The organism is Stenotrophomonas sp. MMGLT7 (assembly GCF_021168555.1).
Lineage (GTDB): Bacteria > Pseudomonadota > Gammaproteobacteria > Xanthomonadales > Xanthomonadaceae > MMGLT7.
Window position 1 is genome coordinate 98,113 of record NZ_JAJOZS010000005.1, and the last position, 13,202, is coordinate 111,314.

A 13,202-nucleotide genomic window follows, 5' to 3' on the forward strand; every position below is an offset into this window, starting at 1 on the left:
TCAGCGTGCAAGGGTGCGACCGCGATCTTTCACTTTCGCGTCACTGCGGTGACGCTTTCCGACATGCCACGCGACTGCCGCGAAAGCGTCACATGGCGGCGCTAGGCTCGCGCCGTCCTTCCAAGCCGGTGGTGAAGCAGGTGGTGGCCTCGTCCCGTTCCCGTTACGTCGCCGCATCGTCCGGCCTGTTGCTGTGCGTGCTGCTGTCGTCCTGCAGCAGCGATGGCGGCGCGCGCGCGGCCGCCGCCGCTGCTGCGCCGGCGGCACCGGGCTCGGTCATCGCGCTGGATGCGCGCGGCTATCTCGATCCGGCCGCACTGCCCGACAGCCTGGCGCTGGTACCGCCGCCGCCCGCGGAGGGGTCGCCCGCCATGGCGCTGGACAGCGCCGTCGCCTCGCGAATGCTCGCGCTGCGGGATTCGCCGCGCTGGCAGCAGGCGCGCAGCGATGCCGCGCTCGCATTTCCCGCCGCGGCCAACCAGTTCTCCTGCGCGCTGGGCATCGAGGTCTCGCAGCAGCGCACGCCGCACCTGATGCGCCTGCTCGGCCGCACGCTGCTCGATGCCAGCAGCGCCACCAGCGCCGCCAAGGCGCGCTACCAGCGGCCGCGCCCGTTCGTGTCCAACCAGGCCCCCGTGTGCACGCCCGAGGACGAGGCCAGCCTGCGCGGCAATGGCGCCTATCCCTCCGGGCACACGGCCATCGGCTGGGCGTGGGGCCTGGTGCTGGCCGAGGCCGCGCCCGAACACAGCGCGGCGCTGCTGCTGCGCGGGCGCCGGTTCGGCGACAGCCGGCTGGTGTGCAACGTGCACTGGCAGAGCGACGTGGTGCAGGGTCGCGTGATGGGCGCGGCGGCGGTGGCCGCGCTGCACGGCAACGCCGAATTCCGTGCCGACCTGCAGGCGGCACGCAAGGAGATCGAGGACGCGCGCCGGGCCGGTGCGGTTCCGGCGCGCGACTGCACGGCGGAAGCATCGGCGCTGGCCGCGCCATTGCCGACGGCGCTCTAGGGCGCGGCCCGATCCGCGCCACGCGAAGCGGCGCCCCCTTCCCCGCCCGGCCATCACGATGGCGGGCAGCGCATGCATCCGGCGGCGATCTCGTACCGTTCGCGGCGATGCCGTGCCACGGTGTCCGATCCTCGAACCGAACCGCCTGACCAGGTCGCCGCATCGCCAAGGCGACGCCCGCAGCCACGCAGGCCTGTCCGGGTTTACCCTTAGCCGTCCGTTTCGCAGACCGGAGGCCATCGCTTGAAGATCGCCATGCTGCACCTCACCGACGGCCAGCACTGCGCGGCGGTGGTGGACGAGCGCGAGCGGCGCTGCTGGCCGGTCGCGGAACTGCTGCCCGGCTTCGACGGCGACATCCTCGCACTGATCCGCGACTGGGAGCGGATTGCGCCCCGACTTGCCCCCTCCGGCCACGGGCGGCCGCTGGACGAGGCGCGCTGCCTGGCACCGCTGCGACCGCCGCGCAACCTGTTCTGCGTCGGCAAGAACTATCGCGCGCATGCCGCCGAATTCGCCCGCTCCGGTTTCGACCGCACGGCCGCAGCCGGCGAGGACGCACCCGAGGCACCGGTGATCTTCACCAAGACGCCGCAGACGGTGATCGGCGACAGCGAGCCGATCCCGCGCCATGCCGGGACCACCGCTGCCCTGGACTACGAGGCCGAGCTGGCCGTGGTCATCGGCCGCGGCGGCCGCGGCATCGCCCGCGAGCGCGCGATGGAACACGTCTGGGGCTACACCATCGCCAACGACGTCACCGCGCGCGACCTGCAGGCGCGCCACCGGCAATGGTTCCTGGGCAAGTCGCTGGACGGCTTCTGCCCGCTGGGGCCGTGGCTGGTCAGCGCCGACGCCTTCGATCCGGCGCGCGCGCGCATCCGCTGCTGGGTCGACGACGAACTGCGCCAGGACGCCTGCACCGGCGATCTGATCTTCGACATCCCCACGCTGATCGCCACGCTCTCGGCGGGCATCGCCCTGCAGCCGGGCGACCTGATCCTCACCGGCACCCCGGCCGGCGTCGGCATCGGCTTCGAACCGCCGCGCTTCCTGCAGGCCGGCCAGCGCGTGCGCATCGCCATCGACGGCATCGGCACGCTGCAGAACCCGATAGGCGCGTAGAGCCGAGCTCGCTCGGCTGGAGCCTTCCCAGTAACGCCCAGCCGAGCAAGCTCGGCTCTACGCGGGCAGGCGCGCACATTCCAGGTGTCCCTCATGCCGCCGCGATCGGCGTTGGCCTATGCTCCGCGGCAGCGCGGCTACAACCGCCGCTCAGTGCGGAATCGGCAATGAACCATCGACACGGGCACTCGGACACGCATCGCGAGAACCGGCCGGACGTGGCGTCCCAGTCCACGACGGATCCGGTCTGCGGCATGACGGTCGACGCGCAGCCGCCGCACCACAGCCATTACCAGGGTCGCGATTTCCGCTTCTGCAGCGCGCATTGCAAGACGAAGTTCGATGCCGACCCGCAGCGCTACGCCGCCAGCCAGGAAGACCACGCGGCGGCGGCGGATACCGCAACATCCACCGGCGTTCCGCCGCGGGCCGCCACGATGCTCTACACCTGCCCCATGCATCCGCAGGTGCGCCAGGACCGCCCCGGCCACTGCCCGATCTGCGACATGGCGCTGGAGCCGGTCGCCGCTGCGCAGGCGCACGCGTCGGACCCTGCCGCGGCCACGGCGAGCCACGATCACGCACACGCCGCCCACCCCGCACAGCCGCCGTCCCGGCCAGCCGCCGCGCCCCCGCCGCCGGGCACGATCTACACCTGCCCGATGCACCCGCAGATCCACCAGGACCATCCCGGCCACTGCCCGATCTGCGGCATGGCGCTGGAGCCGGTGCTGCCGTCGCCGGACGAGGAGGAGAACCCGGAACTGCGCGACTTCTCGCGGCGCTTCTGGTGGACCCTGCCGCTGTCGGCGGCAACCATGCTGCTGGCGATGTTCGGCCACGCCCTGCACCTGTTCGACATGCGCACGCAGAGCTGGGTGGAACTGGCGCTTTCGCTGCCGGTGGTGCTGTGGGCGGGCGCGCCGTTCTTCGCACGTGGCTGGCAGTCCGTGCGCAACCGCAGCCCCAACATGTGGACGCTGATCGCGCTGGGCACCGGCGCGGCGTTCGTCTACAGCGTGGTGGCGACCGTGGCCCCCGGCGTGTTCCCGGCCACGTTCTCGTCGATGGGACGGGTCAACGTCTACTTCGAGGCGGCCGCGGTCATCATCTCGCTGACCCTGCTCGGGCAGCTGCTGGAGCTGCGGGCGCGCGCGCAGACCTCTGCGGCGATCCGCGCGCTGCTGGGACTGGCCCCGCGCAGCGCGCGCCGCATCGATGCCGACGGCAGCGAGCACGACGTGCCGCTCGAACACGTCGCCATCGGCGACCACCTGCGGGTGCGCCCGGGCGAGAAGGTGCCGGTGGACGGGGTGGTGCTCGAAGGCGGCAGCGCGGTGGACGAATCCATGCTCACCGGCGAGCCGCTGCCGCTGCGCAAGCACCCGGGCGACCACGTGATCGGCGCCACCCTCAACACCTCCGGCGCGCTGGTGATGCGCGCCGAGCGCGTCGGCAACGACACCGTGCTGGCGCAGATCGTGCAGATGGTGGCGCAGGCACAGCGCTCGCGCGCGCCGATGCAGCGACTGGCCGACGGCGTGGCGCGCTGGTTCGTGCTGGCGGTGGTCGCCATCGCGGTGCTGACGCTGCTCGGCTGGGGCCTGTTCGGCCCGCAGCCGCGCTGGATCTACGGCCTGCTCAACGCGGTATCGGTACTGATCATCGCCTGCCCGTGCGCGCTGGGGCTGGCCACGCCGATGTCGATCATGGTCGCCAGCGGCCGCGGCGCCTCGCTGGGCGTGCTGTTCCGCGATGCCGCGGCGATCGAGAACCTGCGCCGCGTCGATACGGTCATCGTCGACAAGACCGGCACCCTGACCGAGGGCCGGCCGGCATTCGAACGCGTGCTGCCGGCCAACGGCTTCGACCCCGACGAGGTGCTGCGGTTGGCCGCCAGCCTGGACCAGGCCAGCGAGCATCCGCTGGCGCAGGCCATCGTGCGCCAGGCGCGCGAGCGCAAGCTGGCACTGTCGCCGGCGCAGGATTTCGAGTCGGCATCCGGCATCGGCGTGAGCGGCCACGTCGACGGCCACGCGCTGGCGCTGGGCAACGCCGCGCTGATGCAGCGCCTGCAGGTCGCCATCGACGCCGGCACCGCGCCGGCCGCCGAGCAGCTGCGCGGCGAAGGTGCCAGCACCATGTTCCTGGCGGTGGACGGGACGCTGGCCGGGCTGCTGGCGGTCTCCGACCCGATCAAGCCGAGCACCGCCGACGCGATCGCCGCGCTGCACGGCGAAGGCGTGCGCATCGTCATGGCCAGCGGCGACGGCATCGCCACCGCGCGCTCGGTGGCGGCCAGGCTCGGCATCGACGAGGTCCATGGCGAGGTCACTCCCGCCGACAAGCTGGCGCTGGTGGAGAAGCTGCAACGCGAGGGCCGCGTCGTGGCGATGGCCGGCGACGGCATCAACGATGCACCGGCGCTGGCTCGCGCCGACATCGGCATCGCCATGGGCACCGGCACCGACGTGGCGATGAACAGCGCCCAGGTCACCCTGGTCAAGGGCGACCTGCGCGGCATCGCCACTGCCCGCGCCCTGTCGCGCGCCACCGTGCGCAACATGCGGCAGAACCTCGGCTTCGCCCTGGTCTACAACGCGCTCGGCATCCCGCTGGCGGCCGGCCTGCTGTACCCGCTGACCGGCCACCTGCTGTCGCCGATGTTCGCCGCGCTGGCGATGAGCCTGAGCTCGGCCTCGGTGGTGGGCAATGCGCTCAGGCTGCGGCGCACGCGGCTGGTCTGACGACAGCCGGAGACCATGGCCGCCGTGGGAGGAGCGTGAGCCGCGAGGGGATCTGCTTTTACCCCCTCCCTTGCGAAGCAGGGGAGGGTTGGGGAGGGGTGCCTTTGCTTTGTGCGCTAGCGAGCGCCTTCCCTACCCTCACCGCCCTGCAGCCACACCGGCACCGGCAGGCCACGCCCAGCCAGGAAGGCCGCATCGAACAGCTTGGCGCGGTAGCGCGTGCCGGCATCGGCCAGCACCGTCACGATGGTGTGGCCCGGGCCCAGTTCACGCGCCAGCCGGATCGCCCCGGCCAGGTTCACCCCGCTCGATCCGCCCACGCTCAGGCCCTCGTGCTCGACCAGCTCGTGGATCAGCGGCACCGACTCCTCGTCGCCGATCGACCATGCGCGGTCGATCGGCGCACCTGCGAAGTTGGCCGTCACCCGGCTCGAACCGATGCCCTCGCTGATCGAGCCGCCCTCGGCCTTCAGCACCCCAGTGTTGACGTAGCTGGCCAGCGCCGAGCCGGCCGGGTCGGACAGCGCGATCACCACGCCCGGCCTGCGCGCCTTCAGCGCCCGCCCCACCCCGGCCAGCGTGCCCCCGGTGCCGGTGGCGCAGACGAAGCCGTCCACCGCGCCACCGCTCTGCTCCCAGATCTCCACCCCGGTGGTGCGCTCGTGCCAGTCGCCGTTGGCGGTGTTGTCGAACTGGTCGGCGAACCAGGCGCTGCCCGGCGCCTGTGCGTTCATCGCCTCGGCCAGGCGCCGGGCGACATGCGCGTAGTGGCCCGGGTCGGCATAGGGCACCGCCGGCACCAGCCGCAACTGCGCCCCGGCCGCGCGCACGGCGTCGATCTTCTCCCGGCTCTGCGTTTCGGGCATGGCGATGATGGCGCGGTAGCCGCGGCTGGCGCCGACCAGCGCCAGGCCGATGCCGGTGTTGCCGGCGGTGCCCTCCACGATCGTCGCGCCCGGGCGCAGCAGGCCGCGCGCCTCGGCATCCAGGATCAGCCCCAGCGCCGTGCGGTCCTTGATCGAGCCGCCGGGACTGAGGAACTCGGCCTTGCCCAGGATCTCGCAACCAGTGCGTTCGCTGGCGCGGCGCAGGCGGACCAGCGGGGTGCGGCCGATCAGGCCGGAGACATCGGGGGATGCGTTCATCGGATCGTGGTGTCGGGCAGTGGGGTGATGGGAAGGGAAACGCGCGTGTTCGCGTGGGAGGATGCGTCGGCAGGGTTGGCGGGAAGCATCTGGCGCGGATGCGCTGCGCCTGGCCAGGTATAGAGTTGCCGGACGCGACTGCTCTCTGTTCGGTGTCGGCCTATGGCATCGCCCCTGGTGCGAGCGGCTTTCTTCGGAGCAGGCCGCAGTCGGTGGCGACCCACGCGAAGGCCCGCCGGCCAATCCCGCGTCGCGCCCGCGCATCCCCGCCCTTCGGCAACGGCGGGTGCATCTCAACCGCTACCAATAGCCTTGGGCGTATCGGCACGTGCGCCCCACTCGGTCCACGAACCGTCGTACAGCGCCCCCTCGGGCAGGCCGGCCACGGCCAGGCCCAGCAGCAGGATCGCCGCGGTCAGGCCACTGCCGCAGCTGGCCACCACCGGCCGGCTGCCATCCACGCCGGCGGCGGCGAAGCGCGCACGCAGCGCGTCCACCGGCAGGAAGCGGCCGTCGGCCTGCAACAGCTCGCCGAACGGCAGGTTGGCGCTGCCCGGGATATGCCCGGAAGGCAGGCCCGGACGCGGCTCCGGCGCCTGGCCGCCGAAGCGGCCGGCCGCGCGCGCATCGAGTACCAACTCGGCGCCGCTGGCGAGATTCGCGCGCACGTCGCCCAGCCCGCGCAGCAGCTGCGCACGGGAATCCACGTGGAACGCCGCGGCCGGCTCGACGACCGGCTCGCCCGCCTCCACCGCCTGCCCTGCCGCAGTCCAGGCCGGCAGCCCGCCATCGAGCACCGCCACCGCGTCGTGGCCGAACAGGCGCAGCAGCCACCACGCCCGCGCCGCCGAGAACAGCCCCTTCTGGTCGTAGACCACGATGCGCGCATCGTTGCGCAGGCCCAGTTCCGCGGCCAGCCGCGCGAAGCGGCCCTGCGTCGGCGCAATGTGCGGCAGCGTGGTATCCGGATCGGAGAACAGCTCGATGTCGAAGAAGCGCGCGCCCGGCACGTGCGCCTGCCGATACAGCGCCGCCCCATCCTTGCCCTCGGCCGGCAGGTAGTCGCTGGCATCGAGCACGATCAGGTCGGGATCGTGCAGATGGGCGGCCAGCCAGGCCGCGTCGACGAGGGGTCCGAAAGCGCTCATGCCGCTCCTGCACCGTTGGATGTAGATGATCCGCCAGCGTGGCACTTCCGCGTCCGCAGGGGAAGCGGACCGGAGCACACCGGGGGGAAGCGCTGGAAACCGCTCGGCATATGCTTATGCCGGTCGTGCGGAAACCATCCGAATCGTTCGAGCGGCCATCTTGGGTAGGAAGTAGGCGGCGACCGGGCCGGAGCCAGAGAGGCTCACTTCCCGATGCAGAAGCTCGAAAAGATCTTCCCCAGCAAGTCATCGGCACTGATCCGCCCGGTGATCCCACCCAGCGCCTCGTGCGCCAGACGCAGTTCCTCGGCAGCCAGTTCCAGGCGTTCGTGGTCCAGTTCAGCGGCGGCGGCTTCTAGGTGTTCGCCTGCCTGCAGCAACGCCTCGACGTGGCGCGCGCGTGCGCTGAACTCGCCCTCGCTGCCCTCGCCCGCATCGCCTTCGACCACCGCGCGCAGTTGCCGGCGTAGCTGCTCCAGGCCCTGCCCGGTCACCGCCGAGACGTGGATCGCCGCGTCGTCCGCCGCCGGCCACTGCGGCAGCAGATCGCATTTGTTGTGGATCAGCAGCCGGTGCGGCACCTGCGCGAGCGCATCGTCCAGTGCGGCCAGGCCGGCGGCCGGGTCGCGCGCGTCCAGCACCACCAGCGCCAGGTCGGCGCGCTGCAGTTCGGCGCGGGCGCGGCGCATGCCCTCGCGCTCGATGGCGTCGCCGCCTTCGCGCAGGCCGGCGGTGTCGACCAGTTCCAGTTCCACACCGTCGCTGCGCACGGTCTCGCGCAGGGTGTCGCGGGTGGTGCCGGCGACGTCGGTGACGATGGCGCGCTCGCTGCCGGCCAGCGCGTTGAGCAGCGAGCTCTTGCCGGCGTTGGGCGGGCCCACCAGCACCGCCTGCACCCCGTCGCGCAGGCGGCGGCCGCGCTCGGCCTCGCGCAGCAGCTGCGCCAGCGCCTCGCGCACCTGCGCCAGGCCGGTACGCACCTGTTCGCCACCTAGGGTGTCGAGCGGTTCGTCGGCGAAGTCGATCGCCGCCTCGACGTGGATGCGCAGCACGGTGATGCGATCGGCCACTTCTTCCACGCGCTGAGAGAACACGCCGTCGAGCGAGCGACGGGCGGCACGGGCGGCACGGATGTCGCCGGCGGCGATCAGGTCGGCGATCGCCTCGGCCTGGGCCAGGTCGAGCTTGCCGTTGAGGAAGGCACGCTCGCTGAATTCGCCGGGCCGCGCCTGCCGCGCGCCCAGCTCACGGCAGCGCGCCACCAGCAGTTGCAGCGCCACCGGGCTGCCGTGCGCCTGCAGTTCCACCACGTCCTCGCCGGTGAAGCTGTGCGGGGCGGGAAACCATAGCGCGATGCCGTCGTCGATCGCCTGTCCGCACGCATCGGCAAAGCGCAGGTAATGGGCGTGGCGCGGACGCAGCGTGCGCCCGCCGATGGCGCTGGCGATGGCATGCGCACGCGGCCCGGACAGGCGCACGATGCCCACGCCGCCGGCTCCGGCGGCGGTGGCGATGGCGACGATGGTGTCGGTGGACGATTCGGTCATCGGCAGATTGCAGCACGTCGCCGCGCTGGCGGAAACCGCGTGCATCGCGCAAAGCCGGTCGGAAAGCCGTGGCGCATCGCCGACGCCGGGCACGCGATGCTCGCCATAGACCTCATGCGAAGTCCGGCCACAAGGCTTGCCATGTTCGGCCCCTGCATTCCCGCTCCTGCGAATCCCCAATCTCCAATCCCGAATCCCGGATCCCGCCCCCCCACCAAGCAGGAGGCCCGCCTCGCGGCGGGCCTCCCGGCACATCACTTCGCGACGTTGTCGTGGATGATCTTGCTCGGCTCCTCGCCGTGCTGCTTGATCATCCACCACTGGATCAGCAGGCCCAGTCCGCCGCTGACCACCCAGTACAGCACCAGGCCGGCCGGCATGAAGGCCATCATCACGCCGAACACCAGCGGCATGAACTGCATCATCTTGGCCTGGGTCGGGTCCATGCCCGCGGTCGGGGTCAGCTTCTGCGTGGCCCACATCACCGCCATGTTGAGCACCGGCAGGATGAAGTACGGATCGCGCGCGGTCAGGTCCTGGATCCAGCCCAGCCACGGCGCCTGCCGCAGCTCCACCGATTCCACCAGCACCCAGTACAGCGCGAAGAAGATCGGCATCTGCACCACGAGCGGCAGGCAGCCGCCCATCGGGTTGATCTTCTCCTTCTTGAACAGCTCCATCATCGCCTGCTGGTACTTCTGCCGGTCGTCGCCGTAGCGCTCCTTGAGCTGCTGCAGGCGCGGCTGGAACTTGCGCATCTTGGCGCCGGACTTGTACTGCGCCGCCGACAGCGGATACAGCGCCAGGCGCAGCAGCACCACCAGGCCGATGATCGCCCAGCCCCAGTTGCCGAGCAGCGCGTGGATGTGGTTCAGCACCCAGAACAGGCCCTGGCCGATCACCGCCATCAGCGAGAAGCGGCTGTAGTCGACCACGCGGTCCAGGCCCTTGACGTCTTCCTTGGCGATCGCGCCGACCAGCTTGGGGCCGACCCACAGCCGCGCCTGGGTGGTCGCGCTCTGACCCGGCGCCACGGTGAAGCCGGGGCCGCGCAGCTCGGCCACGTCGCGCGGACCGTCCTGCGCCAGCACGTACAGCGAGGCCTGGTCGGCCTGCGGAATCCAGCTGGTGAAGAAGTGGTGCTGCAGCAGCGCGATCCAGCCGCCGGTGATCTGGCGGTTGAGGCCGCCGTCGTCCATGTAGTCCTTGAACGCGCGGCGCTCGTAGCCATCCTGCGGGCTGTACCAGGTGGCGCCGTTGAAGCTGAACGAGTCCGGGTTGGTCATGCTGCGATCGACGATGCCGGGCACGCGGCTGAGCTTGCGGAACACATAGCCGCTCCAGCTCGCGCTGCCCTGGTTGATCACCTCGTCCTTGACCTGGATCGCATAGCGGCCGCGCTCCAGGGTGAAGCTGCGGCGGATGCTCACGCCATCGGGTCCGTTCCAGACGAACGGCACCACCAGAGTGTCCTGGCCCTGCGCAAGCGCGAACTGCGCCGTGCCCGGCTGCTCGAGCTGGAAGCCGCCCACGCCCGGCACCGGCGACTTGTCGCTGGCCCAGCCACTGATGGCGCTGTAGGGATGCGTCGGGTCCTCGATCAGCAGCTTCACCGGCGGCGCGTCCGGCTCCTTGCTCTGCGGGAACTTCAGCAGTTCGGCATCGAGCACGCTGCGGCCATCAAGCACCAGCCGCAGCACGTCGGTGGTGACCGTCACCCGCGGAGCGGCCTGGCCGTTGGCCGGCGCCGCCTCGGCGGTGGCCGCCGCTGCCGGCGCCGCGCCGGGAACGTTGGCCTGCGGGACCGCGCCGGCGGCGGGAACGGCATCGGCGTCGTTGGCGGCCGGGACCGCAGTGGCGGCGGGAACGGACGGCGGCGGTGCCGCCTTCTCCCGGTTCCACTCCATCCACAACAGCACAGCCACCATCAGCCAGGCAAAGATCAGGAATACACGGGTCTGGTTCATCAGGCGGCAAACTCGGCTCAGCCGGAAGGGAAATCCGGCGTGGAAATGGAGGGAACATCGGCGCGCGAAGGCCGCGGCATTGTGCCGCCCGGCGCCGGGTGGGGCAATGCGCCGGCACGGCGCAGCAGCCGCAGGAAGGCTTCGCGCAGCTGTGCGTTGCTGCTGCGCGAGGCGCCGGCGCGGGCCACCACGACATAGTCGCCGCCGGCCAGCGCGGGCAGGATCTCGCGCATGCTCTCGCGCAGCACCCGCTTGATGCGGTTGCGCGCCACCGCGCGGGTGTCGACCTTGCGCGAGACCGCCATGCCCAGCCGCGCCGGGCCGTCGCCGGCGCGCCAGTGCAGGCTGAACAGCGGCTCGGAGATGCGCCGGCCGTCATTGAAGACGGCAGTGTATTCCGCGCGCAAACGAACCCGCGCAGAGCGAGGGTATCGCTTGCGCGGGTCGGTGGTGTTCACGGTGACGATTGCGGCGGCCGCACGCGGCGGCGCGGCAATCAAGCGCTCAGGCGCTTGCGGCCCTTGGCACGACGGCGGGCGAGGACCTTGCGGCCATCAGCCGTCTTCATACGGGCACGAAAGCCGTGGTCGCGCTTGCGCTTGAGGTTGCTGGGTTGGAAAGTGCGCTTGGTGGCCATGGGGGCCTCTGTATGAATGAGACGGAAAGAACCGGAAATTCTATAGATGCCGCCCCCCTGCAGTCAACCTCCCGTGAAGTAGGGAACGCGGGCGCCTGTGGACCAGGCTGTGAACAAGCGGTGGGAAAACATTCCCGCGTCCGCCCTGCGGTGATAGTCTGATCCATCCATTTTCCCCTTGTGCGGCCCGTGGCGCAGCGCGTCACGCTGCAGCCGCGCGGTCCTGTGACGAACCTACCTGATGGATGTCTGGCCCCGTTGCCTCGAACGCCTTGAAGCCGAATTCCCGCCCGAGGACGTTCATACCTGGTTGAAACCCCTGCAAGCCGAACCGCGCAACGGCGCGCTGGTGCTGTATGCGCCCAACGCGTTCATCGTCGACCAGGTGCGCGAGCGCTACCTGCCGCGGATCCGCGAACTGCTCGGCCACTTCGCCGGCAGCGACGAGGTCGCGCTGGAGATCGGCTCGCGCCCGCGCCCGGTGGAAGCGGCCGCGCCGGTGGCCCCTGCCGCGGTGCAGGCGGCGGTGGCGGTACCGGCGGTACCGTTCGCCGGCAACCTCGATTCGCACTACACCTTCGCCAACTTCGTCGAGGGCCGCAGCAACCAGCTCGGCCTGGCCGCGGCGACCCAGGCCGCCTCCAAGCCCGGCGACCGCGCCCACAACCCGCTGCTGCTGTACGGCGGCACCGGCCTGGGCAAAACCCACCTGATGTTCGCCGCCGGCAATGCCATGCGCGCCGCCAACCCCGCGGCCAAGGTGATGTACCTGCGTTCGGAACAGTTCTTCAGCGCGATGATCCGTGCGCTGCAGGACAAGTCGATGGACCAGTTCAAGCGCCAGTTCCAGCAGGTGGACGCGCTGCTGATCGACGACATCCAGTTCTTCGCCGGCAAGGACCGCACCCAGGAGGAGTTCTTCCACACCTTCAACGCGCTGTTCGACGGCCGCCAGCAGATCATCCTCACCTGCGACCGCTACCCGCGCGAGGTCGAGGGCCTGGAGCCGCGGCTGAAGTCGCGCCTGGCCTGGGGCCTGTCGGTGGCGATCGACCCGCCCGACTTCGAGACGCGCGCGGCGATCGTGCTGGCCAAGGCGCGCGAGCGCGGCGCCGAGATCCCGGACGACGTGGCGTTCCTAATCGCCAAGAAGATGCGCTCGAACGTGCGCGACCTGGAAGGCGCGCTCAACACGCTGGCCGCGCGCGCCAACTTCACCGGCCGCGCGATCACCACCGAGTTCGCCCAGGAAACGCTGCGCGACCTGCTGCGCGCCCAGCAACAGGCCATCGGCATCCCCAACATCCAGAAGACCGTGGCCGACTACTACGGCCTGCAGATCAAGGACCTGCTGTCCAAGCGCCGCACCCGCTCGCTGGCGCGTCCGCGGCAGATGGCCATGGCGCTGACCAAGGAACTGACCGAGCACAGCCTGCCGGAGATCGGCGACGCCTTCGCCGGGCGCGACCACACCACGGTCCTGCACGCCTGCCGCCAGATCAAGAGCCTGATGGAGACCGACGGCAAGCTGCGCGAGGACTGGGACAAGCTGATCCGCAAATTGAGCGAGTAGCCGGCTGGAAGCGGGCCGGTCGGCCGGCCCGGCCGGCGGCACGGCGGTGGCAGGTGGTCATGGTGGGAAAAACGGTGCACGATTTCCGGACAAATCGGGGAGAATCTGTGGATAAATAGACGTCCGCGTCGGCCCGGAAATCTATCCACAGCTTTTCCCTCAGGTCCAGGCCGGGTAATACAGAGGCTTGTGTCCCCGCAAAATCCAACAAAAACAAAGACTTGAACCTGTTTTCAACCAATTCTGCCGCTACCATCACCACCAAGCTTTTGATTTATTCCACATCTTTTAAAGCATAGGGGC

General features: G+C 70.7%; 10 protein-coding genes. 4 read left to right on the plus strand and 6 right to left on the minus strand.

The window, feature by feature from the left end; all coding sequences use genetic code 11:
* Window positions 1-92: 92 nt before the first annotated feature.
* From LRX76_RS08620 to LRX76_RS08630, 3 genes are all read left to right on the plus strand, one after another.
* A complete protein-coding gene (locus tag LRX76_RS08620) occupies window positions 93-1,010 on the plus strand; it encodes a phosphatase PAP2 family protein (RefSeq protein WP_331716766.1) in 918 nt (305 codons plus the stop codon).
* Between the two features lie 243 nt (window positions 1,011-1,253).
* Window positions 1,254-2,135 carry a fumarylacetoacetate hydrolase family protein gene (locus LRX76_RS08625; protein WP_231804114.1) on the plus strand — a complete coding sequence of 294 codons (882 nt, stop codon included), beginning with the start codon at window positions 1,254-1,256 and terminating at the stop codon, window positions 2,133-2,135.
* Window positions 2,136-2,302: 167 nt separating this feature from the next.
* Window positions 2,303-4,882 carry a heavy metal translocating P-type ATPase gene (locus LRX76_RS08630; protein WP_231804116.1) on the plus strand — a complete coding sequence of 860 codons (2,580 nt, stop codon included), beginning with the start codon at window positions 2,303-2,305 and terminating at the stop codon, window positions 4,880-4,882.
* Between the two features lie 116 nt (window positions 4,883-4,998).
* Here LRX76_RS08630 and LRX76_RS08635 read toward each other — a convergent pair whose 3' ends face one another.
* The 6 genes from LRX76_RS08635 to rpmH form a co-directional block, all read right to left on the minus strand.
* A complete protein-coding gene (locus LRX76_RS08635) occupies window positions 4,999-6,027 on the minus strand; it encodes a cysteine synthase A (protein ID WP_231804118.1) in 1,029 nt (342 codons plus the stop codon).
* Between the two features lie 293 nt (window positions 6,028-6,320).
* A complete protein-coding gene (sseA, locus tag LRX76_RS08640; protein WP_231804120.1) occupies window positions 6,321-7,175 on the minus strand; it encodes a 3-mercaptopyruvate sulfurtransferase in 855 nt (284 codons plus the stop codon).
* Window positions 7,176-7,378: 203 nt separating this feature from the next.
* Window positions 7,379-8,722 carry a tRNA uridine-5-carboxymethylaminomethyl(34) synthesis GTPase MnmE gene (mnmE, locus tag LRX76_RS08645; RefSeq protein WP_231804122.1) on the minus strand — a complete coding sequence of 448 codons (1,344 nt, stop codon included), beginning with the start codon at window positions 8,720-8,722 and terminating at the stop codon, window positions 7,379-7,381.
* Window positions 8,723-8,976: 254 nt separating this feature from the next.
* On the minus strand, window positions 8,977-10,689 hold the full coding sequence (gene yidC, locus LRX76_RS08650) for a membrane protein insertase YidC (protein ID WP_231804124.1): 1,713 nt from the start codon (window positions 10,687-10,689) through the stop codon (window positions 8,977-8,979).
* A gap of 17 nt (window positions 10,690-10,706) precedes the next feature.
* Window positions 10,707-11,147 (minus strand): ribonuclease P protein component, encoded by a 441-nt coding sequence (gene rnpA, locus LRX76_RS08655; RefSeq protein WP_231804126.1) that lies wholly within the window; start codon window positions 11,145-11,147, stop codon window positions 10,707-10,709.
* 38 nt (window positions 11,148-11,185) lie between these two features.
* Window positions 11,186-11,326 carry a 50S ribosomal protein L34 gene (gene rpmH / locus LRX76_RS08660; RefSeq protein WP_019397383.1) on the minus strand — a complete coding sequence of 47 codons (141 nt, stop codon included), beginning with the start codon at window positions 11,324-11,326 and terminating at the stop codon, window positions 11,186-11,188.
* Window positions 11,327-11,567: 241 nt separating this feature from the next.
* Here rpmH and dnaA point away from each other — a divergent pair, with 241 nt between their 5' ends.
* Window positions 11,568-12,899 carry a chromosomal replication initiator protein DnaA gene (gene dnaA / locus LRX76_RS08665; RefSeq protein ID WP_231804128.1) on the plus strand — a complete coding sequence of 444 codons (1,332 nt, stop codon included), beginning with the start codon at window positions 11,568-11,570 and terminating at the stop codon, window positions 12,897-12,899.
* The last annotated feature ends 303 nt before the right edge of the window (window positions 12,900-13,202 follow it).

What these genes read in the sequence shown, in the direction of transcription:
- LRX76_RS08630 (WP_231804116.1), top strand. Translation starts at nt 2,303, where the DNA reads ATGAACCATCGACACGGGCACTCGGACACGCATCGCGAGAACCGGCCG.
- yidC (WP_231804124.1), bottom strand. Translation starts at nt 10,689, where the DNA reads ATGAACCAGACCCGTGTATTCCTGATCTTTGCCTGGCTGATGGTGGCT.
- rpmH (WP_019397383.1), bottom strand. Translation starts at nt 11,326, where the DNA reads ATGGCCACCAAGCGCACTTTCCAACCCAGCAACCTCAAGCGCAAGCGC.
- sseA (WP_231804120.1), bottom strand. Translation starts at nt 7,175, where the DNA reads ATGAGCGCTTTCGGACCCCTCGTCGACGCGGCCTGGCTGGCCGCCCAT.
- LRX76_RS08620 (WP_331716766.1), top strand. Translation starts at nt 93, where the DNA reads ATGGCGGCGCTAGGCTCGCGCCGTCCTTCCAAGCCGGTGGTGAAGCAG.
- dnaA (WP_231804128.1), top strand. Translation starts at nt 11,568, where the DNA reads ATGGATGTCTGGCCCCGTTGCCTCGAACGCCTTGAAGCCGAATTCCCG.
- LRX76_RS08635 (WP_231804118.1), bottom strand. Translation starts at nt 6,027, where the DNA reads ATGAACGCATCCCCCGATGTCTCCGGCCTGATCGGCCGCACCCCGCTG.
- mnmE (WP_231804122.1), bottom strand. Translation starts at nt 8,722, where the DNA reads ATGACCGAATCGTCCACCGACACCATCGTCGCCATCGCCACCGCCGCC.